Raw genomic sequence first — 21,234 nt, forward strand, 5'->3', positions numbered from 1 at the left:
GACGACCACCGCAAACCCCGGTTGACCAGGCACTCAGCCTGTCGCCGGGGTTTGTTGCATATGCAGCCAAGTGCCAGCGGAAGCCGCCGATTGTCGCGGTTCCCGGAAGATATGCGGGAACGGGCAGGAGCGAAAGAGATGGGCGAGTGGTTCATAAGCAGGTTCGTATCCCGCAGGGACTCCTTTAGGAGACCGCGCGGGCGGTGAGGTTTTCCCAGTTGCGGTGGGCGATGTCGGCCTTTTGGTCGTCGGTGAAAGGGGCGTCCTCCAGGAAGGAGCGTGCGGCGCCGTTGCTGGTGTCGACGTAGGGGAAGCCGCCGGGGCGGAAGCCGTAGGTGAAGGGGTAGTCGGTGGAGTACAGCATCCGGTCGGTGCCCATGACCTCGGCGGTCCAGCGCAGGTAGCGAGGGCTGTTGGTACCGCTGCCGGCCACCCAGAAATTCTGCTTGAAGTAGTCCGCGAGCGGCCGCTGAAGGCCGCCGGCCTCGGCGAAGAATCCGGTGTGGTCGAGGTAGAACATGACGACCTCGCCCCAGTGCCCTGCGATCACCTGCAGATCCGGAAACCGGTCGAAGACACCGGAGAAGATCATTCGCAGGTACTGGACGCCCAGGTCGTAATACCAGCCGATCGCCGCTCCGGCCAGCGGCGTGCCGATCGGGCCGATGTCGGAGTAATAGGCGTCGACCACCGCCTGGACCGGTATCTGCGGATGGAAGTGCAACGGCACCCTCAGCCGTTCGGCGGTGGCGTAAAGCTCGTCGTTGTCCGGATGGTCGGCCGGTTTCTCCCCGGTGCGGCCGTACAGCATCGCGCCGGGGAAGCCCAGCTCGCCCACCGCACGTTCCAGCTCGGCCGCCGCGGCCGCCGGCGACTGGGTGGGGATGGCGGCGAACGCCTGGAAACGGTCGGGACGCCCGGCGACGATCTCCGCGAGCTGGTCGTTGGCCTCACGGGCCACCGTGATCGCGTCGGCCTCCTGCAGGTCCTGCACGCCCGGCGACGACAGGGACAGGACGGCGACGTCGATGCCCTGGTCGTCCATGTGGGCGATCCGCCGCTCACCGGTCTCGCGCAGGTTCACGGCGATCGGGCCGTCCCCGAAGCCCCGAGCGGGGATCTCGGGCGACCCGGCCCGCCGGTACGCCTCGTAGACGGCGGGCACGACGACGGTCTCTTCCACCCCGATGATCCGCAGGCGGTCGGACATGGCGATACTCCTCGCGCTTTATCGATGGAAACGTATTGACGTTTCCTTCGATAGTACCAACGGTATGGTATTGATGTTAGCGTTGATACTTCAACCGGTACTCTGATCGCGTTATCGTTGCTACATGCCCGGTGACCTGGAACCCGTACGGCTCGCGGCAGAGTCCGGTGCCACGGTGCGCGAGCAGACCCGCCGCCGGGTCATCGAAGTCGCGCTCGACCTGCTGGAACGCGGGGGACGCGAAGCGGTCACCACCCGAGCGGTCGCCGAGGCCGCCGGATTGCAGCCACCGGCCCTGTACCGGCTGTTCGGCGACAAGGAGGGGCTGCTCGACGCCGTGGCCGAACACGGGTTCACCCGGTTCCTGGCCGCCAAGCACCTGGAGGCCGACCCGCAGGACCCGATCAACGAGCTGCGCGTCCGCTGGGACACGGCGGTGGAGTTCGGACTGGCCAACCCCGCGCTGTACGCGCTGATGTACGGCGAACCCGCCCGGTCCACCACCGTCTTCTGGAGTGGCCTGGAACTCCTCAAGGACCGCATCCGCGGTCTGGCCGTCGCCGGTCGACTGCGCGTCAACGAGGACCTCGCGGCCCAGATCATCCACGCCACCGCACGCGGCGCCGTCCTGACCTGGCTGTCCCTGCCCGAGTCCCAGCGCGACCGCGGCCTCCTGGTCGAGCTGCGCGAGGCGATGATCACCACCGTCACGGAGCGGGAACCGGCCGTGCGGGAACAGGGCCCGGCGGGAGCCGCCCGCGCTCTGCGCGCCTCGCTGCCCGACCAGGATGCCCTCAGCCCCGGCGAACAGCACCTCCTGACGGAATGGCTGGATCGGCTGTCCCCATGACCGCCCCTGCGAACGGAGCCGGCGATCGATGGCCCGAGATCGACGAGCACATCGTGAACCACCGCATCCTTCCGGCCTTGATGATCCTGCGGCGGGTTTTCGGCTACGGCATCCCCGAGGCGATTGACGCGTTCGACGCCCGGTACAGAGTTCTTCGCGAGACCCGTCCGGATGACTTCACGGTGAGCCGCGAAGAGTACGGCAGGCACGTCTACAGTTGACGCCCGAAATTCGGAACTTGCCCGAGACGGGCGGGCGCAGGACGTCCCGGAACATGGGCGGGATGATGACCGGGGTTCGGGGTACTTCGTCGCGCAGGAGTTCGCCTATATGGCCGTGGATCGGTCCAGGTTGGCGGCTCTCGCCGGGGGGTGAGGACGCCGGCGCCCGGCGGGTGCTCAGGGGGACGCGGCGGACGTCCTGGTCCGTGTGTCTTCACCATCACCGACGTGCTCCGCCGCCTCTTTCCACGATCGCGTCCGGCCCCGCCTCTCCCCGCTGAACGGCCGGGCCTCATTCGATCGCTGAAATGTCCGGCGGGGTGGGGTTTCTGTGGAGTACCAGGAGGGCCCTGTCGTCTGTCAGTTTGCCGTGGGCGTACTGCTCCAGGTCCTGGTGGACGGTGGGGGCGATTTCGCCGGGGGGCAGGTGTTTCCAGCCGGTCAGGCGTTCTGTCAGAGGGTAGAAGGCGCCGGACGGGTCGCGGGTTTCGGTGATGCCGTCGGTGCATAGGAGGAGCGTCGAATCGGTCGGAAAGGTGAAGGGTGTGACGGTTCGCGGTTCTCGGCTCAGGGACGCCAGGCCGAGCGGAAGGGACGCCTCTCCCAGGTTCACCTGGCCCGCACGCTGGTCGGTCAGCAGGTAGGGCTGGATGTGGCCGCAGTTGATGGCCTGGGCCGTTGTCTCCGGGCCGATGTCCAGGACGAGGGCCGTGACGAATCGTTGCTCCTCGCCGGTCTGGGCGACGAAGGCATTGTGCCGGAGCACCGAGTTCTCCAGGGCGTCCACGACGGCGGGGAGGCTGGGCTCCGATAGGGCCGCCTCGCGGAACGAGCTGAGGACCGCGAAGGCCGCGCTGATGGCGGGCAGGCCCTTGCCCTGGACGTCGGCGATGAGGACGCGGCTGCCGTAGGGGGTCGGCATGGCCTCGTAGACGTCGCCGCCGACCATGCTGTCCTCCTCGACCGGCTCGTACAGGCCGTGGACGAGGAGTTCGGGGGTGACGAGGGGGAACGGGCGCAGGATCTGGCGCTGCAGGGCGGCCGCCGCGGAGCGGAGCCTGCTGATCTCCCTCTCCTGGCGGACGCGGCGGACCGCCTGGACGACGCTCAGGCCGTCGAGCGCGACGGCGAAGGTGATCACGCCGGCGTTGGCCGCCACGTTGGACAGCGGGCTGCGGATCAGTGAGCCGATGATGACCAGGACCGTCCAGACGGAGGCGACCGCGGTCTGCCGGACCGATCCGCGGCCGGCGATCAGCGTGGGGAGGAAGACCAGGAACGGGGCGAAGCCGGTCTCCCGGCCGAGCGCGACGCCGGTCACCGCGAGGGCCGCGGTGATCCCCACCAGCCATCCCGCCACGACCCGCCAGGTGAGGCCGCCCTGTCGCGCGACGGCGTTCGGACCGTCCGGAACCTCCGAGATGCCCATCTCCTGTCCCATCGAAAGCCGCCCCACTGTGATCATTAGAACACGTAGAGTGATCGACTCGACCGGGGTGCTGGGCCACTCGTTCGCCGAGCGGTGGTCCGGCGTCGGCGCGCGCCGCGCCGACGCCGGACCCGCGTCGGCTACTCGGCGTAAGGCTGGTCCTCGCCCTGGGCGCTGTAGCCGAGGCTCCAGATGTAGCCGTCCGGGTCGGCGAAGGTGCCGCCGTACCCGCCCCACGGCAGGGCGCCGGCGGGCTTGAGGATCGTGGCGCCGGCCTTCTCGGCCTCCGCCATCACCTCGTCGACGCGGGCCTCGCTGCGGACGACGTAGGTGAGGACGAGGCCGCTGAAACCGCTGCCCTCCGGGCTCGTGCCGACCTGGTCGGCGAGGCCCTCGCGGGCGTAGAAGCCGACGGGCGAGGCTCCGTCCGACTCGAAGAACACCGAGATGCCGTAGTCGTTCTGGATCTTCCAGCCGAGGCCCTCGGTGTAGAACCGCTTGGCCCGGTCCATGTCCCGGACGCCCAGCAGGATCGAACTCACGTGCGCCTTCATGTCATGTCCCCTTGTGTGCGTGGTCGGTGCAGCCGGCGGAGGTGAGCCGCTCGGCCCTCCGCTTCCGCCCTTGCAGGGATCACGCTACGTAAAGGCCGGGGTGGAGCACTTCTCGATTCCTGATCGATCCTCCTGGACGCTTTCAGGGGGAGTGGAGGTCCAGGGCCGCGCGGATTATCGAGTCGGTGTCAATGCCGTGGTGGCGGTGGACGTCCTCTATGGAGCCGGACTGGCCGAACGCGGTGACGCCCAAGGTCGTACAGGGGACGTTGTTCACTCCGCCCAGGAAGGCCAGGGTGTGGGGGTGGCCGTCCAGGACGGTGACCAGCGGGGTGGCGCGGGAGGCGGGGAACGCCTGGTCCAGGATCCAGGTCGGGCCGTCGTCCTGGCCCTGGCGGGAGCGGAGGGCCTGGAAGAGCAGGCCGGGGCTGGTCACGCAGACCACGTCCGTGCCGACGCCGGCCTGCTCCAGGCGGTCGGCGGCGGCCAGTGCCTCGGGGACGAGGGCGCCCATCGCCGCGACGGTGACGGCGGGACGGGCCGAGCGGCGCAGCGGGTAGGCGCCGGCGACCACCTGGCGGCGGCGGCGCTCGCGGGCGGCCGGGTCGGCCGGGACGTCCGCGAGGGTCTGGTCGACCGGGCGGGTCGACAGGCGCAGGTAGGCGGAGCCGCCGTCGGGACGGCCCAGGCGGGCCATGCTCGCGAGCAGCGTCCACTCGGTGTCGAGGGCGAACGCCGGCTCGTAGGCGACGCAGCCCGGCTGCTCGACGCCGATCGAGGGGGTGACGATGGACTGGTGCGCGCCGCCCTCGGGGGCCAGCGTCACCCCGGACGGGGTACCGATCAGGATCGACTGGCCGCCCGCGTAGATGCCGAACGACCAGGGTTCGAGCGCGCGGCCGACGAACGGGTCGTACAGGACGCCGATCGGCAGCAGGGGGCGGTCCCAGCGGCTCCAGGTGGCGCCGAGTTCGCCGAGGAGGCCGACGAGGTTCGTCTCGGCGATGCCGAGTTCGATGTGCTGGCCCGCCGGGCCTTCCCGCCAGTGCAGGATCGTCTCGCCGTCGTCGGCGAACCAGTCGCGGCGTTCGGAGGTCGACCAGACGCCGACCTTGTTCACCCAGCCGCCGAGGTTGGTGCTGGAGCTGACGTCCGGGCTCACGGTGACGACGCGGGCGGCGGCCTCGGGCGCCTCGCGCGTGAGGTCGAGGAGGAGCCGGCCGAGGGCCGCCTGGGTGGTGGCGGTGCCCTTGGGGGTGCGGCCGATGTCGTCCGGCACCGGGGGCGGGGCCTGCGGCGCGGCGGCGGGCCGGCGCAGCCGCTTCGCGGTCTCGGCGCACAGGCGGGCGGCCGCCGATCCGTCCTCGAACCGGGCCCAGGGGGCGTCCGCGTCGGCGCCCAGCCGCGGCGCGAGCTCGGCGATCTGGTCGGCGGTGAGGAGGGACGAGTGGTTCTGCGGGTGGCCCTCGCTGGGCAGGCCGTGGCCCTTGACCGTGTACGCGAAGATCACGGTCGGCCTGGTGTCGTCGATGGCGTCGAACGCCTCGCCCAGGGTGCCGAGGTCGTGGCCGCCCAGGTTGCGCAGGGCCGCGAGGAGCGTGGCGTCGTCGAGCGTCGCGATCAGGCGGGCGACGGGCTCGCTGCCGCCGGGGAGGCGGTCGCGCAGTTCGCCGGCGTCGCAGCGCAGCAGGCGCTGGTACTCGGGGTTGGGCATCGCGTCGATGCGGGCGCGCAGGTCCTCGCCGCCGGGGCGCTCGAACAGCTCGGTCAGCAGCCGGCCGTACTTCAGCGTCAGCACCTGCCAGCCCGCGGCGGCGAACATGCCCTTCAGCCGGTGCGCGGCCAGGTACGGCACGACGCGGTCGAGGGACTGCCGGTTGAGGTCGACGATCCACACGACCTCGCCCAGTTCGGCCACGCCCGGGTCGAGGATCGCCTCCCAGACGGCACCCTCGTCCAGTTCGGCGTCGCCGACCAGGGAGTACTGCCGTCCGGCGGGCGCCCCCTCCACGTACCGGCGCGCGACCGCGCCCCAGATCGGCGCGGTGGCTCCGATGCCCACCGATCCGGTGGAGTAGTCGACCGGGTCGGGGTCCTTGGTCCGGCTCGGGTAGCTCTGCAGCCCGCCGAACTCGCGCAGGGTCGTCAGGTACCGCTCGTCGAGCTCGCCGAGCAGGTAGTTGATCGCGTGCAGGACGGGTGAGGCGTGCGGCTTGACCGAGACGCGGTCCCGCGGCCCGAGGTGGCGGAACCACAGCGCCGTCATGATCGACGCGATCGACGCCGAGGACGCCTGGTGGCCGCCCACCTTCAGCCCGGACGGGTTGGGCCGGACGCGGTTGGCGTGGTGCACGATGGCCGTGGACAGCCACAGCACCCGCCGCTCGACCTCTTCCAGCACATCGGACTGCGTGGCCGCCGCCACCGGATCGTTCATCGTCGGCTCCTTTGCCTCAGCGCCAGGGCGGGGTCAGGTCGACGGAGATCGACTGGATCTCCGTGACGGCCTCCGCGATGTAGCGGCCGCCCAGCCGGCCGTGACCGCTGTCGGTGCCCGGCGCACCGCCGAACGGCAGATGCAGCTCCCAGTAGTTGCTGGTGTCGTTGACGGTGACCTGTCCCGCGCGGAGCCGGCCGGCCACCGCCAGGGTACGGTCCAGATCGCGTCCGAAGACCGCCGAGCTCAGCCCGTACCGGCCGCGGTTCGCGGCGGCGAGGATCGCCTCGGTGTCGTCGGCGACCCGCAGCACCGGCGCCAGCGGGCCGAACGTCTCCTCGCCCAGGGCCGCGGCCTCCGCGTCCAGCCCGACCAGGACGGTGGGACGCCAGAACAGGTCCGTGGGGCGGTCCAGCAGGGGGGCGCCGCCGAACGCCGTCCGGCCGCCGCGGGCCAGGGCGTCGGCGACGTGCCGGGCCATCGTGTCGGCCACGCCGCGTGTGTGCACCGGCCCCATGGTGGTGCCCGCCTCGAAGGGCGACCCGACCACCTCGCGCCGGGCCTGGTCGACCAGGCGTTCCTCCAGTTCGGCCGCGACCGATTCGGCGGCGATGACGCGTCCCGCCGCCGAGCAGGACTGGCCCGAGTTGGCGAACGCGGCCGAGGCGATCGCCGGGGCTGCCCGGTCCAGGTCGGCGTCGGGCAGCACCACGATCGGCCCGTTGCCGCCCAGTTCCATCACCTGGGCCTTGCCCGCGGCGAGCCGGGCGATCTCGGCGCCCGCCTTCGAGCTGCCGGTGAACCCGACGCCGTTGACGGCGGGATGGGACACCAGGCGCTGCGCGGGGCCGAGGTCGGGGCCGGTGATCAGGTTGACCAGGCCGGGCGGGACGCCGGCGTCCTCGATGCAGTCGTAGAGCGCGCCCGCCACCGCCGCCATGGAGGGGGCCGGACGCCAGACGACAGCGTTGCCGCAGGCCAGCAGGGGTCCGAGGTACTCCACGGGGATGTTCACCGGGAAGTTGAAGGGGGTCATCACGGCGAACACGCCGCGCGGCTTGCGGGTCGTCAGCACGAGCTTGGCGCCGTCGCGCGCGGGGACGGTCTCGCCGCCGAGCCGTTTGGCCTCCTCGGCGGCGAGCCGGAAGCCGTCGGCGGCCAGCCGGATCTCGGCCTCGGCCTGGTCCACCGGCTTGCCGTGTTCGAGGGACAGCAGCCGGGCCATGGTCGCGGCGCGCTCCTCGACCAGGGCGGCGATCCGGTGGCACCGGTCCGCCCGGGTGAACGCGCTCTCCTGGCGGTGCGCCTCGAACGCCTCCGCGGCGGCGGCCACCGCCGCGTCCACGTCGGACTCCGCGGCCCGCGCGACGGAGGCGAACCTCTCCCCGGTCGCCGGGCTCACCGCGTCGTAGACCGCCTCCCCGTGGGCGGCGCGGGCGCGGCCCCCGATCCGCAGGGCGACCTCGTCAGGCATTCCGGACCTCCTCGGCGACCGCCGGGGCGGGCGTCCACGCGAGCGCGTCGCCGTTCTCGGAGTCGAACAGATGGACCTTCCCAGGGCGGACGCGCATCGACACCGGGGCGCCCGCGTCCAGGTCGACGTCCGGGTCGGCGCGGGCGATGACGTCGCCGGACGGGAACGAGGCCACGACGATCGCCTCGACCCCGAGCCGCTCGATCAGGCGGACCCGGCCCGCCGCGCCGGGGCCGTCCGGCTCCAGGGTGACGTCCTCGGGACGGACGCCGAGCGTCAGGCCGTCCCGGGCCGCGCCCGTCCAGCCGATCGGGACCGTCCAGTCGCCGTGCCCGAACGAGCCGGCGGCGTCCACCGCGCCCGGCACGAAGTTCATGCCCGGCGTGCCGACGAAACCGGCGACGAACCGGTTCGCGGGCCGCCGGTACAGGTCGAGGGGCGGGGCCTCCTGCTGCACCACTCCCCCGTTCATGACGACGACCTGGTCGGCCATGCTCATGGCCTCCCCCTGGTCGTGCGTGACGTACACGAAGGTGCCGCCGAGTTCGCGTTGCAGTTCGCGCAGGCTGATGCGCATGTCGGCGCGGAGCTTGGCGTCGAGGTTGCTGAGCGGCTCGTCCAGCAGGAAGACGTTGGGGCGGCGGACGATCGCCCGCGCCAGCGCCACCCGCTGCTGCTGGCCACCCGACAGCTGGCGCGGCTTGCGGTCCAGGAGCGCGCCGATGCTGAGCATGTCGGCGACCTCGGCGACCCGTGCCGCGATGTCGGCGGCGGGCAGCTTGCGCAGCTTGAGGGCGAACGAGATGTTCTCCCGCACGCTGCGGTTCGGGTAGAGCGCGTACGACTGGAACACCATCGCGACGTCGCGCTTGTTCGGCGGGACGTCCTGGACCTCCACGCCGTCGAACAGGATCTCCCCGGCGGACACCTCCTCCAGCCCGGAGATCATGTTCAGGGTGGTCGTCTTGCCGCACCCGCTCGGGCCGAGCAGCACGGTGAAGCTGCCGTCCTCGATGGTCAGGTCGACCGAGTCGACGATCAGCGTGTCACCGAACCGCTTGGTGACCTGCCGGAGTTCGATACTGGACACGCGTCACACCTTTCCGACGCCTGAGGTCAGGCCGCGTACGAGGAACCGCTGCGAGACGAGGGCGAGCAGCATCGTGGGCAGGGCCGCCAGCAGGGTGCCGGCGGCCATGATGCCGAAGGACTGCTCGCGCACGTTGTAGAGCCCGGAGATGGCCGGCTGGATCAGCATCGCGTCCGTTCGCGAGTTCAGGACCAGCGCGAACAGGAAGTCGTTCCACGACACCATGAACGAGAAGAGCCCGACGCTGATGATCCCCGGACGGGCGAGCGGCAGCACCACGCGGGCGAAGACCTGCCAGCGGGTGCAGCCGTCGATCATCGCGGCGCGGTCCACCTCGACGGGGATCCCGTTGAAGTAGGCCCGCATCATCCACACCGAGAACGGCACCGTGAACCCGAGGTGGGCGATGACGACGCCCGCCCGGGTGTCGGTGAGGCCCAGCGAGTGGAGCATCACGTAGAAGGGCACGACGAGCGCGAACACCGGGACGAGCTGGCTGCCGAGCATGAGGCCCGGCACCGTCCGGGAGCCGGGGAACCGGAACCGGGCGAACGCGTAGCCGGCCGTACTGGCGATCACGATGTTGAGGGCGGCGACGCAGACCGCGACCACGGCGCTGTTCTGCATGCCGGGGACGATCAGGTCGCTGGGGTTGCTCGGCGGCGCGGAGCTGAACGCCGAGTCGAGGATCTTCCGGAAGCTGCCGAAGTCCATGGCGGGGATCCACCGCGGGGGGGTGCGCAGCGAGTCGGCCCGGGACGTCAGCGCCACCAGCAGCAGGAAGTAGAACGGCAGCAGCACCCACGCCAGCAGCGCCAGGACGGTCCCGGCGCGCAGCGCGCGCACCGCGATCCTCCTGGCCGTGCGGCCGTGGCCTCCGGCGGCGATCACGCGGTCCTCCCTTCGCGGTTCCTGCGGGGTCCCCGGATGACGAGCGCGGTCAGCGCGGCGAGGAGCACCATCGCCAGCGTCATCAGGTAGAAGATCGCCGCGCCCTTGCCGAGGTCGAGGTCGCGGAACGCGGTGGTGTAGCCCCACCAGGACAGCAGCGTCGTCTCGGTGCCCGGCCCGCCGCCGGTGAGGATGTAGATCAGCGCGAACGCCAGGAACGCGTTGATCAGGGCGAGCACGGACACGACCAGCACGGTGTCGCGGATCCAGGGCAGGGTGACGAAGAAGAACCGGCGGACCGGTCCGGCCCCGTCGATCCGCGCCGCCTTGTGCAGGTCCTCGGGGACGGTCTGCAGCGCGCCCAGGATCAGCAGCGTCGCGAACGGCACCAGGCTCCAGACGAACGCGACCGCCATCACCGTGAGGGCCACCCGCCCGGAGGCGAACCAGGCGACGTACTTGTCGATCACACCGGCCTGCTGGAGCGCCCCGTTCAGCGGGCCGAACGTGGAGTTGAAGATCCAGCCGAAGGTCAGCGCCAGCGTGATCTGGGACAGCGACCACGGCAGGATCAGCACGCCCCGCACCACCGACCGGCCCCGGAACTCCTGGTTCAGGGCGAGCGCGAACACCGTGCCGAGCAGCAGCGTGCCGAGGACGACGGCGGCGGCGAACAGGACGGTGCGGGTGAGCGAGGGCAGGAAGACGGGGTCGCCGAGGACGGCGGTGTAGTTGCCGAACCCGACCCAGCGGGCCGGGGCCCGGCTGCCGAGCGTCTGCTCGTGCAGGCTGACCCAGAACGAGTACACGAGCGGGTAGCCGAGCAGGAGCAGCGTGACGACCAGGGCCGGCATGGCCATGGCCATGCCGAACCTCGCCTCCCCCCGTCCGTAGCCCGTGCGGCCCCTGCGACCGGACCGGCCCTTGCGTCCGGCGGGGTCGGTCGCGGCGGTGGGGGGTGGACGTTTGCTGGAACGTTCCGGTCGCCGGCGTGGCTCCGCCGGGCGCCGGTCGGACTCGGTCGTCATGTCCGCGGCGGGCTCGCTTCCTTGGGTCGGGGACACGGCTACTTCTGCGTGCCCGCGAAGTCGCTCAGCTCCTTGAGCCCCTGGTCCGAGGTCTTCTTGCCGAGCACGACCTCCTGCAGCACGGCGCACGCCATGTCGGCGAACTTGGGATACCAGGTCTTGGTGGTGACGGGACCGAGGGGCACGGTCTTGGCGAGCTGGCCGGTCAGGGCGTCCACGTCGGCCCACTTCGCCCACGATTTGAGCACGGCCGGGTCGGAGTCCACGCTCCTGTAGCCGCTGGAGAGCCCGAGCGCGGTCGCCACCAGGTTCTTCGGCACGTGGTAGGCGCCGTCCTTGCCCGCGCCGCCGAGGTAGTCGATGACCGTCCCGGCGTTCTTCTCGCCCTCGGTGTTGTACGAGAGCATCCAGTAGGCGCCGAAGCCGTGGGTCTGACGGGTCTTGCCGGGCATCAGCACGTTCTTGATGTCCTTGGCCGCCGAGCTCTGCTTGGGGTCCTTCCAGCCGACGACCTGCGCCTGGTAGCGCATCGAGAAGCTGCTCTTGCCGCCTCCGAAGACGTTGGTCACGCCGCCGTAGTCGGTGGTGAACAGGTCCTTGGGGACCAGGCCCTCGGAGTACAGCGTCCGCCAGCGCTCCAGGGTGGCGCGCGCGACGGGGTTGCCGGCGAGGTTCGCCTTCCCGGACGGGTCGAACAGCGATCCGCCGCCCTCGGAGGCGACCTCGGCGGCGAACTGGTGCCACATCAGGAACGCGTACTTGATCCAGTACGGCGAGTACGGCGTCTGGCTGATCCCCTTGGCCTTCAGCTCCCGCGCCTGCTCCAGGAACTCCTCCCAGGTCGCGGGCGCCGACGCGTCGATCTTCTTGAGGTGGGCGGTGTTGACCGCGAACAGCTCGGCGCCCTGGAAGTAGGGCAGCGCGTAGACCTCGCCGTCCGGTCCCTTGAGGGCGTCGGCGACGCCGGGGTTCATGTTCGCGACCAGCTTGTCCAGGCCGGGCAGGTCCTTGAGGGAGCGGACCCACTGGTTCTTCGACCACGACTCCAGGTAGCCCTCGTCCGCGAACAGCACGTCGTAGGACGCGTTGCCGCCGGCGAGCTGCTGGTTGGTCACGGTGAGGTAGTCCTGCGCGACGTAGGACGTGCCGAGCTTGAGCGGGGCGTAGTTGGTGTTGAAGTAGTCCACGTACGGCTTGAACAGCGGGCCGACCGCGGCGTCGTGGTGCATCTGGAGGTCGTTGGGCGAGCCGCCGTCGTCGGCGGACCCGCAGGCCGTCAGCAGGCCCGTGCCGCCGAGCCCGGCGACGGCGCCGAGCGCCATCGTGCCGCGGAGGAAGGACCGCCGGGTGACGTGCGGTGCGGCCGGGGACGCGTTGGTGGGTGCCATGGTCTGCTCCGTTCCAATCGGTGCGTGGGGGACGGTCATGCCGCGCGCAGGACCTTGCCTGGGCGCCGACCGGTGGGGCGGGAGTTCTCGATGGCGGGTTCGCCGTTCACGAAGACCCAGTGCATGAGGTCGGGGTAGGCGCGCTGCGATGCCGCGCCCGCCTCAGTCCCCCGGCTGCTCTCGTAGGCGGCGGCGCGTCCGGGGTCGGCGACGGTGATGTCGGCGAACGCGCCGGGACGCAGGGTCCCGCGGCCGTCCAGGCGGAGCCGCCGGGCGGGCGCGGTGGCCAGGTGCCGGACCGCCCGGTCGAGCGGAGTCCGCCCGAGGAGCGCGGGGACCAGCACCTCGGTGGTGCTCGCGAGGTTGCGCGGGTGCTCGTGCCGCGCCTGCCCGGCCGTCATCAGCCAGCCGTCGCTGCCGTGCATGGCGGCGGGGTGCGCGGACACGCGGTCGAGGTCGTCCCGCGAGGCGGCCGGGACGATCATGGTGAGGCTCTCGCCCTCGGCCAGGATCAGCTCCAGCAGCGCCTCCACGGGGGCGCGGGCGAGCGCGGCGGCGTAGTCCGGCAGCGCCCGCCCGGACGCCTCCGGCCGGGTCCGGGAGCGGCCGATGATGATCTCATCGGGCCGGAACTGCGCCGCGCCGTCCAGGTGGCGCAGCAGGCGCAGCCGCTCGGCGCCCTCCCCCGCCCGGGCGCGCAGCAGCGGCCAGCCGCCGTCCAGCGACCCGGGGGGCAGCAGGCTGGAGACCCCCGTGCTGCCAGAGGTGTAGGGGTAGTAGTCGACGGCGACCTCGATGCCGCCGCGGGCGTTGGCCTCGTCGACCATCGCGAGGGTCTGCTCCGTCCGCCCCCAGTTGGCCTTGCCCAGCGCCTTGTGGTGGGAGATCTGGAGGTCGACGCCCGCCCGCTCGGCCGTCGAGATCGCCTCGGCCACGGACGCGACCAGGCCGTCCCGTTCGTCTCGCAGGTGGGTGGCGTAGAAGCGACCCGACCCGCGCAGCGGCGCGATGACCCGCCGCAGCTCGTCGGCGGCGGCGAACCGTCCGGGTGTGTAGACCAGGCCGCTGGAGACGCCGAACGCGCCCTGGTCGAGGCCGTCGGCGACGAGGCGCCGCATCGCGGCGACGGCCTCGTCCGACGGGGGCCGGGGGTCGGAGCCCGCGACGTGCTCGCGGACGGCGCCGAGACCGACGAGCGGGGCGACGTTGACCGCCGTCCCGAGCGACTCCAGGTGGGCGGCGTAGGCGTCGAGGTCCGGGAAACCGGGGTCCAGCCGGGAGCTGAAGAAGGATCCGAAGCCCCTGCTGGTCCGGGGCAGCGGGAACGGGGAGAAACCGCAGTTCCCGGTGACGTCGGTGGTGACGCCCTGGTGCAGGCGCGCCAGGGCGCCGGGGTCGTGCTGGAGCGTGAAGTCGCTGTGCGTGTGCATGTCCACGAAACCCGGCAGGACCACCAGGCCGGAGGCGTCGATCACCGTCGCGCCGGCCGGCGGCGCGATTCGCGCCGCCAGCGCCGTCACCCGCTCGCCCTCGATGAGCAGGTCGAGCACCGCGTCGGTCCCGGTGCCCGGGTCGACGACGCGCCCCCCTCGGATGATCTTCACCACTGTCCTCTGCGTTCCATTCTGTGGTTTGGCATTCCACGTTGTGGGATGTTGTGGCAACCTAATCTCGCTGCCAGTCCCCGGTCAAGGCATTCCTGGAGGCGTTCGTGGTGCAAGTGGTCGATCGCGTCGGTGCTCTGCTCGCCGCGTTCAGTCAGGAGGAACCCGTCCTCGGCCTCGCCGAATGCGCCGAACGGGCGCAGCTGAGCAAGAGTTCGGCGCACCGCCTGCTGAGCGGTCTCGCCGAGATCGGGATGGTGGAGCGCGACCACGACGGCAACTGGCAGATCGGGGAACTGCCGCTCCGGCTGGCCGCGATCCGGCTCTCGCACCGCAACATGCGGCGGGACGCCATGGCGGCGCTCGCCCCGCTGGGCCGGCGCTTCAACGCCGCGACCGCGTTCTCGGTCCCCAACGGCGACGAGATGGTCTACGTCGAGCGCACCGACAGCAGCATCCCCTTCGCCCCGAGCGCCCGGCTCGGCAGCACCGCCCCGATCTGGGAGGGCGCGGCCGGACGGGCCGTGCTGGCCCGGCTCGACGCCGCCCAGCGGCGGGAGCTGTGCGCGGGGCCCCGCTGGTCGGCGCTGTCGGACGAGGTGCGCGCCAGGATCGCCGACGACGTCGAGCGGTCCGCGGAGCGCGGCTACTCGGTGGACCGCGGCGAGTTCTTCGACGGCATCGCCGGCGTCGCGTCGGCGCTCGGCCGGCAGGGCGAGCCGGTGGCCGCGCTCAGCCTGATCGTCTCGGTCGAGCGGATGTCCCCCGAACTGGAACGCGAGATGGGACGCGCCGTGGCCGAACTGGCCCGCGAGATCACCGGCAAGGCCACGCTGCCGGAGGTGTCGCGGTGACCGGCGGCGACGGCTGGGCCGCGGCCTGCTCCGGGGACGGGCCGCCGACGCCCTTCCTGGCCCTGCGCCACTCCCGGCTCATGGCCAACATCCGCGAGATGGCCGACCGCGTCACCGGCTACGGCGGGCGCTCCACGCCTCATCTGAAGACCCACAAGTGCCTGGAGATCGCGCGAGCCCAGGTCGCGGCCGGAGCGACCCGGGCGACCGTGGCGACCGCCGACGAGGCCGCCGTGGCCTTCGACGCGGGCTTCCCGTCGGTGCTCGTCGCCTATCCGCCCGTCCCGGGCGAGCGCGTCCGCGCCCTCACCGAGCTCACCGAGCGGGGCCGGGTCGCCGTCACCTGCTCGGGGCCCGAGCACGTCGCCGCGCTCGCCGCGACCGGCGCGGAGTTCGACGTCTACTGGGAGATCGACTCAGGGACGCGCCGGCTCGGCACCGCCCCCGGCCCACCCACCGCCGAGGCCGTCGCGGCCGCGCCGTTCGGCGGAGGGGTCCGGCTGCGCGCCCTGATGACGTTCGCCGGGCACGCCTACGCCGCCACCGACGCCGCCGGGCTGGCCGCCGTCCGCGACCAGCAGGACGAGGCGCTGGAGAGCACGGGCGCGGTGCTGGCCGGACGCGGGATCGAGGCGCCCGTCCACAGCGTCGGCGTCACCCCGCTGGCCCGCGTGGAATCCGGCCGCGCGCACGAGTACCGGTACGGCAACTACGCCTTCTACGACGCCACCCAGGTCGCGCTCGGCGGCCCGGACGCGGCCGAGTGCGCGCTCGCCGTGATCAGCACGGTGGTGGACGTCCCGGCGCCGGACCGGCTCGTCCTGGACGCCGGGGCCAAGAGCCTGCCCGCCGAGCGGATGACCACGCTGACACCGGGCTTCGGCCTGGTGGACGGCCACCCGGGCATCGTCGTCGAGAAGCTCTACGAGGAGCACGGGCTCGCCGGGTCGGCGGCGCCGCACGGCCTCGCGCCGGGCGACCGGGTCGCGGTGGTCCCCAACCACGCCTGCACCGCGGTGAACCTGTTCAGCCGGTACTGGGTGCACGACGGGGCGTCCTTCGCGGACACCTGGCCCATCCGGGCGCGCAGGCGCTGACCAACGAAGGGAACGCACACGATGACAGCGGTGAGAGGGCGCCTCCAGGCCGGCCCCGACCTCGACCTGGACTTCGTCCGGTTCGGTGACGGCGGCGGCCCCGTGGTGACCGTCCTCGGCGGGGTCCACGGCGACGAGATGGAGGGCGTCCTCGCCGCGTACCGCGTCGCGGACCTGCTCGCCTCGACGCCGCTCCGCGGAACGGTGACGGTGCTGCCCCGCGCCAACCCGCCCGCCCTCGCGGCAGGCACCCGGCACGGCGACGGCGACGCCAACCTCGCGCGGCTCTTCCCCGGCGACCCCGGCGGCGGCCTCAGCGAGCGCATCGCCCACACGATCGCCACCGCGCTCATCGAACCGTGCGATCTGCTGATCGACCTGCACTCCGCCGGGCGCCGCTACCGGATGCCCCCGATGTGCGGGTTCGGGGCGGGCAGGACGCTCGGGGGCCGGCCGCTGCTGGACGCCGCCCGCACGACGCCCTTCCCCTACCTGTGGGCGCACGCGTCGGTCGCGCCGGGCCGGTCCGTCAGCCACGCCGACGCCCTCGGCAAGCCCTGGGCCTACTTCGAGAGCGGCGGGGGCGGCGCGCTCCGCGAGGCCGACATCGACCTGTACGCGCAGGGGGTGCTGCGCCTGCTGGAGGTCGCGGGCGCGGTCGAGCCCGTCTCCTTCGCCGGCCCGCCGCCCGCACGGCAGGTCGTCGTGACGGGCGGGGACGGCAACACCGACACCGGCGTCCTGTTCGGTGCGGCGGGGGTCTTCGTCTCCTCCGTCGCGGCCGGGGACACGGTGGCCGCGGGTCAGACGATCGGCGCGGTGTACGACGACGCCGGCCGCCGGGCGGAGGTGGTGCGGGCCGAAGCGTCCGGCGTCGTCATGATGCTGCGCCACGACCTGCGGGTCATGCCCGGCGAGGTCGCCGCGATCGTCGCCGGGGAGGACGGCCGTGCGGCTTGACGCGGCCGTCGCCCTGGTCGGCGGCGGACGGCTCGGTCCCGGGCTCAGCAACGCCTACGACAGCAACGTCTACCTGCTGCGCGGCGACGGCGGCGCCTGGCTGGCCGACACGGGAAGCGGGCTCGACCAGGGGATCCTGCTCGCACGCGTCGAGGAGGCCCTTGGGGAACTGCCCCTGCGCGGCGCGGTCGTCACGCACGCGCACGCCGACCACGCGGGCGGCGCCGCCGGGCTCGCCGCGAACGGCACCACGATCGTCGCCGGGCCGCTGACGGCCGGACTGGTCCGCGACGCCGACCCCGGGCCGCTGGGCCTCACCGCCGCGCTCCGCGCCGGGATCTACCCCGCCGGCTACCGGTTCGCGTCCTGCCCCGGCGTACTGACGCCCGCCGAGGCGGGCCTGGAGGAGGGCCCGCTCCGGGCGCTGCCGACGCCGGGGCACAGCGCCGACCACACGGCCTGGCTGTTCACCGCGGGCGGCACGACGTACGCCTGCACCGGCGACCTTCTGTTCAGCCGGGGCCGGATCGTGCTGCCGGGCGCCGCGGACGCCGACGTCCAGGCGCTGCGGCGGTCCCTCGAACGGCTCCGCGCCGCACGTCCCGACGTCCTGCTGCCCGGCCACGGAACACCGGTCATGTCGGACGCGACCTGGCACATCGAGCAGGCCCTGTCCGCCTTCGAGCTGGGCCGGCTGCCCGGCTCCTTCCACTGACCCGAGGAACGCCCATGAGCACAAGCGTCATCGTCACCGGCGGAGGCGGCGGCATCGGCTCCGCCATCACGCGCCGGCTCGCCGCCCCCGGCCGGACCGTCACCGTCTTCGAGGCCGGGCCGGCCGTCGAGCGGGCCCGCGCCGAACTGGCGCCCGCCGCAGAGGTCATGGCGGTCGACGCCGGCGACCCGGCCGCGATCAGCGCCGCCGTCGCCGCGGTCGCCGCCGCGCACGGGCCGCCGGAGATCCTGGTGAACTGCGCGGCCGTGACCGGCGTCCCGGCCAAGGCGCCCCTGCTCGACACCTCCGACGACCTGCTGGCCCGCATCCTCGCGGTCAACACCGTCGGGCCCTTCGTCTGCGCCCGCGAGGCCGCGCGGCACATGGTCGCGGCGGGCGGCGGCACCATCGTCAACATCGGGTCGATCGCCGCCCACCGGGGCCAGCTCGACGCCTCCGCCTACACCGTCAGCAAGTCGGCGATGACCGGGCTGACCCGCGCCCTCGCCATGGAGCTCGGGCCGTCGGGGATCCGGGTCGTCCAGGTCGACCCGGGCGACATCAGCACCCCGGGCAGCGACCGGCTCGTCGAACTCGTCGAGGCCGACCAGGCGCGCTCGGGGGTCGCGGGCCTGCCGCCGCTCGGCCGGCGCGGCCGTCCCGAGGAGATCGCGGACGTGGTCGCCTTCCTCTGCTCGCCGGGGGCCTCGTTCGTCTCCGGCACCCAGATCGTCGTCGACGGCGGATACCTCGCCGGATAGGGGCCCACCATGATCGATCTTCGCTCCGACGTGATGACGCTGCCCACCGAGGGCATGCTGCGCGCGATGACCTCCGCCCCGCTCGGCGACGAGCAGGTGCGCGAGGACCCGACCGTCCTCGCACTGGAGGACGAGCTGACCGGGCTGCTCGGTCAGGAGGCGGCGCTGTTCGTCCCCTCGGCCACGATGGCCAACCAGATCGCGCTGCTGTGCCAGGTGCGGCGCGGCCAGGAGATCGTCGGAGAGCGGAACAGCCACATGTTCCGCTACGAGGCGGGCGGCCCCGCGTTCCTCGCCGGCGCGGTCGTCACCGGCCTGCCGGGCGAGGCCGGGGTGTTCACCGGAGACCAGGTCCGCGAGATCGCCCAGGTCCGGGACTCCGAGCACCGGCCCCGGACGGCGCTCGCCGTCGTGGAGGACACCCACAACGTCTCCGGCGGGCGGGCCTGGCCGCTCGCCGCCCTGGACGACCTCCACGACACCTGCGACGAACTCGGCCTCGCCGTCCACATCGACGGGGCGCGCCTCTTCAACGCCGCCGTCGCGCTGGACGTCCCGCCCGACCGGATCACCGCGCGGGCGCGGACCGTCGCCGTCTGCTTCTCCAAGGGCCTCGGCTGCCCCGCCGGCGCGGCCCTCGTCGGACGCTCCGACGCGCTGGCCCCGGCCCGGCGCGTCCGCCAGATGCTCGGCGGGTCGCTCCGCCAGGCCGGCGTCCTGGCGGGCGCCGCCCGGTACGCGCTCCAGCACAACGTCGCACGGCTGGCCGACGACCACGCCAACGCCCGCGTCCTCGCCACCCTCCTCGCCGAGGGCGGCCTGCCGATCGACCCCGCCGGCGTCGACACCAACTTCGTCTTCCTCGATCTGGCTTCGCTCGGGCTCGACCGCGAGGACGCCCGGGACCGCCTGCGCTCCCACGGTGTGCTGTGGTCCAACGCCCACCACCCCACCGTCCTGCGCGCCGTCACCCATCTCGGCCACTCCGAAGCGGACCTCCGCACCGCCGCGGCCCGGACCGTCGAGGCTCTGTCGAAGGAGCCGTGACGTGCGGCTCTAGCCGGCCGATGCCGTGGTGGCGAGGTCCAGGGAGGCGCGGACGGCGGCGGGCAGGTCACGCAGGCGGTGGAGCGGCAGTTCGAGCGGGGTGGCGTCCCGCGCCCACGGGGCGGCGTCGGCCACGACCGTGCGGGCCTGCCGCTTGGTCAGGCCGGGGTGCGCGTCGATCAGGGCGTCGCGCCACACGTTGGCGACCTTCCCGTGAGCCCGGTCCATGATGGCGCGCACGATCCGCTGCGCCCGGTCGGAGGTGCCGGACGGGGTGCGCACCGCCTCGACGGCCGAGCCGCGGCGGGTCAGCTCGTACACGCCCGCGAGCGACGCGGCCTCGTCCGCGAGGTCGCCGGGAGGGTCGGGGAGGAACACCCGCACCTGCTCGGCGCGCGTGGCCAGCAGCACCCGGACCAGCGCCCCCTCCAGCCCCGGGGGCAGCGTGACGGCCGCGCGCCGCACCCGCGCGGCGTACGGCTTGGCCAGCCAGGTCGTCAGCCGCACCCGCGGCGCCTGCGGAAGCACCTGCTTGGGCCAGTCCCCGACCAGGACGTCCGGCCGCAGGTCGGCGACGTCGTCGGGCGACGCCCGCACGGCCGTCCGGGCTTCGACGGCCTGGGGGCCCTGGGTGTAGATGGCGGTGGCGAACCGGTCGGCGCGGGCCCCGGCGGCGGGCAGGCTCTTCCCGGTCGGCCGCAGGACGTAAAGGTCGGCGCGCGAACCGATCGCCTCCGCGCCGAAGTAGCCGTTGAAGTCCGGGTAGACGGCCTCGCTCACCAGGTTCAGCTCCTGCAGCGCCTGCTGGACCTTCAGCGCGAGCGCCGGGGTGCGGTCGCTCGCCCCGTAGGCCAGCAGGACGCGCCCTTGCCCCTGGTCTCGCAGCCCCTGCACCGCCCGGGCCACGAACAGACCGACGCCCTCCGGCGTGTACGGCGGATCGGTCACCGCCAGATCCGCGTACTCGACGGCCGACGCCGGCAGCCCCAGCCTCAGATCAGCCCAGCGGGTGCGCACGTCCAGCCCCAGTTCGGCGGCGCATGCGTCGATGTAGGCCAGGATCCGCTCGTCGACGTCGACGACGGTGGTCTGCACGCCCGGATGGACCAGCCCGACGGCGAGCGAGGTCAGGTCGTGGTCCCCCACGCACAGCAGGCGCGTGCCCGGCAGCCAGAACCGAGCCCCCAGCAGCAGCGCCCGCCGCACGACCGTCTCCGGTGTGGCCGACACATGGTCCAGGACGTGCCGCGCCCGCGGAGCCCGCTCGATCAGCCCGGCCACGCGCTCCACCACGGCGGCGTACTCCGGCAGCAGGTGCGCCACGGGGTCGGCCGGGTCGAGCGGACGGTACCCGGTGCGCAGGGACTCGGCGATCTCGGCGCCCTGGTCGGGGGTGAGGCGGAACCGGTCGCCGCCGGAGTGCTCCAGCGACAGCCCGGCCAGCAGCGACTCCACCGAACGCCGCGGCGCGCCCGTCTCCCGGACCAGCTCGCCGAGCGTCCGCCAGCGCCGGTCCGCCAGCAGGCTCAGCGCGGTGTGGATCCGCCGGGGATCCATGTCCGCCGCGACCGGCGGCCCGTCCGGCACTCCCCCATCGACCACCCGCGAATGCTACCGGCGCGCG

General features: G+C 72.9%; 19 protein-coding genes. 8 read left to right on the top strand and 11 right to left on the bottom strand.

The window, feature by feature from the left end:
• Positions 1-184 precede the first annotated feature (184 nt).
• Positions 185-1,210, bottom strand: a complete 1,026-nt coding sequence (locus BKA00_RS21625) for an amidohydrolase family protein (protein WP_185027705.1) — start codon at positions 1,208-1,210, stop codon at positions 185-187.
• 124 nt (positions 1,211-1,334) lie between these two features.
• On the opposite strand from BKA00_RS21625, the gene BKA00_RS21630 reads away from it, so the two are divergent.
• Both BKA00_RS21630 and BKA00_RS21635 read left to right on the top strand, forming a co-directional pair.
• The gene (locus BKA00_RS21630) at positions 1,335-2,060 is read left to right on the top strand and encodes a TetR/AcrR family transcriptional regulator (RefSeq protein WP_185027707.1); all 726 of its coding nucleotides are present in this window, start codon (positions 1,335-1,337) and stop codon (positions 2,058-2,060) included.
• Entirely contained in the window at positions 2,057-2,281 is a 225-nt protein-coding gene (locus BKA00_RS21635) for a hypothetical protein (protein WP_185027709.1), read from the top strand. Before BKA00_RS21630 ends, BKA00_RS21635 begins: the two co-directional genes overlap by 4 nt.
• Before the next feature lie 292 nt (positions 2,282-2,573).
• Here the strand turns inward: BKA00_RS21635 and BKA00_RS21640 are convergent, their stop codons facing one another.
• The 9 genes from BKA00_RS21640 to BKA00_RS21680 form a co-directional block, all read right to left on the bottom strand.
• A complete protein-coding gene (locus tag BKA00_RS21640; RefSeq protein WP_185027711.1) occupies positions 2,574-3,722 on the bottom strand; it encodes a PP2C family protein-serine/threonine phosphatase in 1,149 nt (382 codons plus the stop codon).
• 128 nt (positions 3,723-3,850) lie between these two features.
• Positions 3,851-4,264: a VOC family protein gene (locus BKA00_RS21645; RefSeq protein WP_185027713.1), complete on the bottom strand. Its 414-nt coding sequence runs from the start codon at positions 4,262-4,264 to the stop codon at positions 3,851-3,853.
• Positions 4,265-4,406: 142 nt separating this feature from the next.
• Positions 4,407-6,701 (bottom strand): transketolase-like TK C-terminal-containing protein, encoded by a 2,295-nt coding sequence (locus BKA00_RS21650; protein ID WP_185027715.1) that lies wholly within the window; start codon positions 6,699-6,701, stop codon positions 4,407-4,409.
• Between the two features lie 16 nt (positions 6,702-6,717).
• Positions 6,718-8,175 (bottom strand): aldehyde dehydrogenase family protein, encoded by a 1,458-nt coding sequence (locus BKA00_RS21655; RefSeq protein WP_185027717.1) that lies wholly within the window; start codon positions 8,173-8,175, stop codon positions 6,718-6,720.
• Entirely contained in the window at positions 8,168-9,265 is a 1,098-nt protein-coding gene (locus tag BKA00_RS21660; protein ID WP_185027719.1) for an ABC transporter ATP-binding protein, read from the bottom strand. Before BKA00_RS21660 ends, BKA00_RS21655 begins: the two co-directional genes overlap by 8 nt.
• A 3-nt stretch (positions 9,266-9,268) precedes the next feature.
• On the bottom strand, positions 9,269-10,156 hold the full coding sequence (locus BKA00_RS39130; RefSeq protein WP_185027721.1) for an ABC transporter permease subunit: 888 nt from the start codon (positions 10,154-10,156) through the stop codon (positions 9,269-9,271).
• Entirely contained in the window at positions 10,153-11,022 is an 870-nt protein-coding gene (locus BKA00_RS21670) for a carbohydrate ABC transporter permease (RefSeq protein ID WP_185027723.1), read from the bottom strand. The genes BKA00_RS39130 and BKA00_RS21670 overlap by 4 nt, the downstream gene beginning before the upstream one ends.
• A gap of 200 nt (positions 11,023-11,222) precedes the next feature.
• Positions 11,223-12,572, bottom strand: coding sequence for an extracellular solute-binding protein (locus BKA00_RS21675; RefSeq protein WP_185034578.1), 1,350 nt, complete (start codon positions 12,570-12,572; stop codon positions 11,223-11,225).
• A gap of 35 nt (positions 12,573-12,607) precedes the next feature.
• On the bottom strand, positions 12,608-14,176 hold the full coding sequence (locus BKA00_RS21680; RefSeq protein ID WP_185027726.1) for an amidohydrolase family protein: 1,569 nt from the start codon (positions 14,174-14,176) through the stop codon (positions 12,608-12,610).
• Between the two features lie 110 nt (positions 14,177-14,286).
• On the opposite strand from BKA00_RS21680, the gene BKA00_RS21685 reads away from it, so the two are divergent.
• From BKA00_RS21685 to BKA00_RS21710, 6 genes are read left to right on the top strand one after another with little or no spacing between them, the layout of a single operon-like run.
• Positions 14,287-15,030 carry an IclR family transcriptional regulator domain-containing protein gene (locus tag BKA00_RS21685; RefSeq protein ID WP_185027728.1) on the top strand — a complete coding sequence of 248 codons (744 nt, stop codon included), beginning with the start codon at positions 14,287-14,289 and terminating at the stop codon, positions 15,028-15,030.
• Positions 15,027-16,127: an alanine racemase gene (locus BKA00_RS21690; protein ID WP_185027730.1), complete on the top strand. Its 1,101-nt coding sequence runs from the start codon at positions 15,027-15,029 to the stop codon at positions 16,125-16,127. Before BKA00_RS21685 ends, BKA00_RS21690 begins: the two co-directional genes overlap by 4 nt.
• A gap of 21 nt (positions 16,128-16,148) precedes the next feature.
• Positions 16,149-17,087, top strand: coding sequence for a succinylglutamate desuccinylase/aspartoacylase family protein (locus tag BKA00_RS21695; RefSeq protein ID WP_185027731.1), 939 nt, complete (start codon positions 16,149-16,151; stop codon positions 17,085-17,087).
• On the top strand, positions 17,077-17,802 hold the full coding sequence (locus tag BKA00_RS21700) for an MBL fold metallo-hydrolase (RefSeq protein ID WP_185027732.1): 726 nt from the start codon (positions 17,077-17,079) through the stop codon (positions 17,800-17,802). Before BKA00_RS21695 ends, BKA00_RS21700 begins: the two co-directional genes overlap by 11 nt.
• Before the next feature lie 14 nt (positions 17,803-17,816).
• Entirely contained in the window at positions 17,817-18,563 is a 747-nt protein-coding gene (locus BKA00_RS21705) for an SDR family NAD(P)-dependent oxidoreductase (protein ID WP_185027734.1), read from the top strand.
• Positions 18,564-18,572: 9 nt separating this feature from the next.
• A complete protein-coding gene (locus tag BKA00_RS21710; RefSeq protein ID WP_185027736.1) occupies positions 18,573-19,610 on the top strand; it encodes a threonine aldolase family protein in 1,038 nt (345 codons plus the stop codon).
• Positions 19,611-19,619: 9 nt separating this feature from the next.
• Here BKA00_RS21710 and BKA00_RS21715 read toward each other — a convergent pair whose 3' ends face one another.
• Positions 19,620-21,212 carry a bis-aminopropyl spermidine synthase family protein gene (locus tag BKA00_RS21715; protein WP_230298648.1) on the bottom strand — a complete coding sequence of 531 codons (1,593 nt, stop codon included), beginning with the start codon at positions 21,210-21,212 and terminating at the stop codon, positions 19,620-19,622.
• Between the last annotated feature and the right edge of the window lie 22 nt (positions 21,213-21,234).

Source organism: Actinomadura coerulea, from assembly GCF_014208105.1.
In the GTDB taxonomy this organism is placed as follows: domain Bacteria; phylum Actinomycetota; class Actinomycetes; order Streptosporangiales; family Streptosporangiaceae; genus Spirillospora; species Spirillospora coerulea.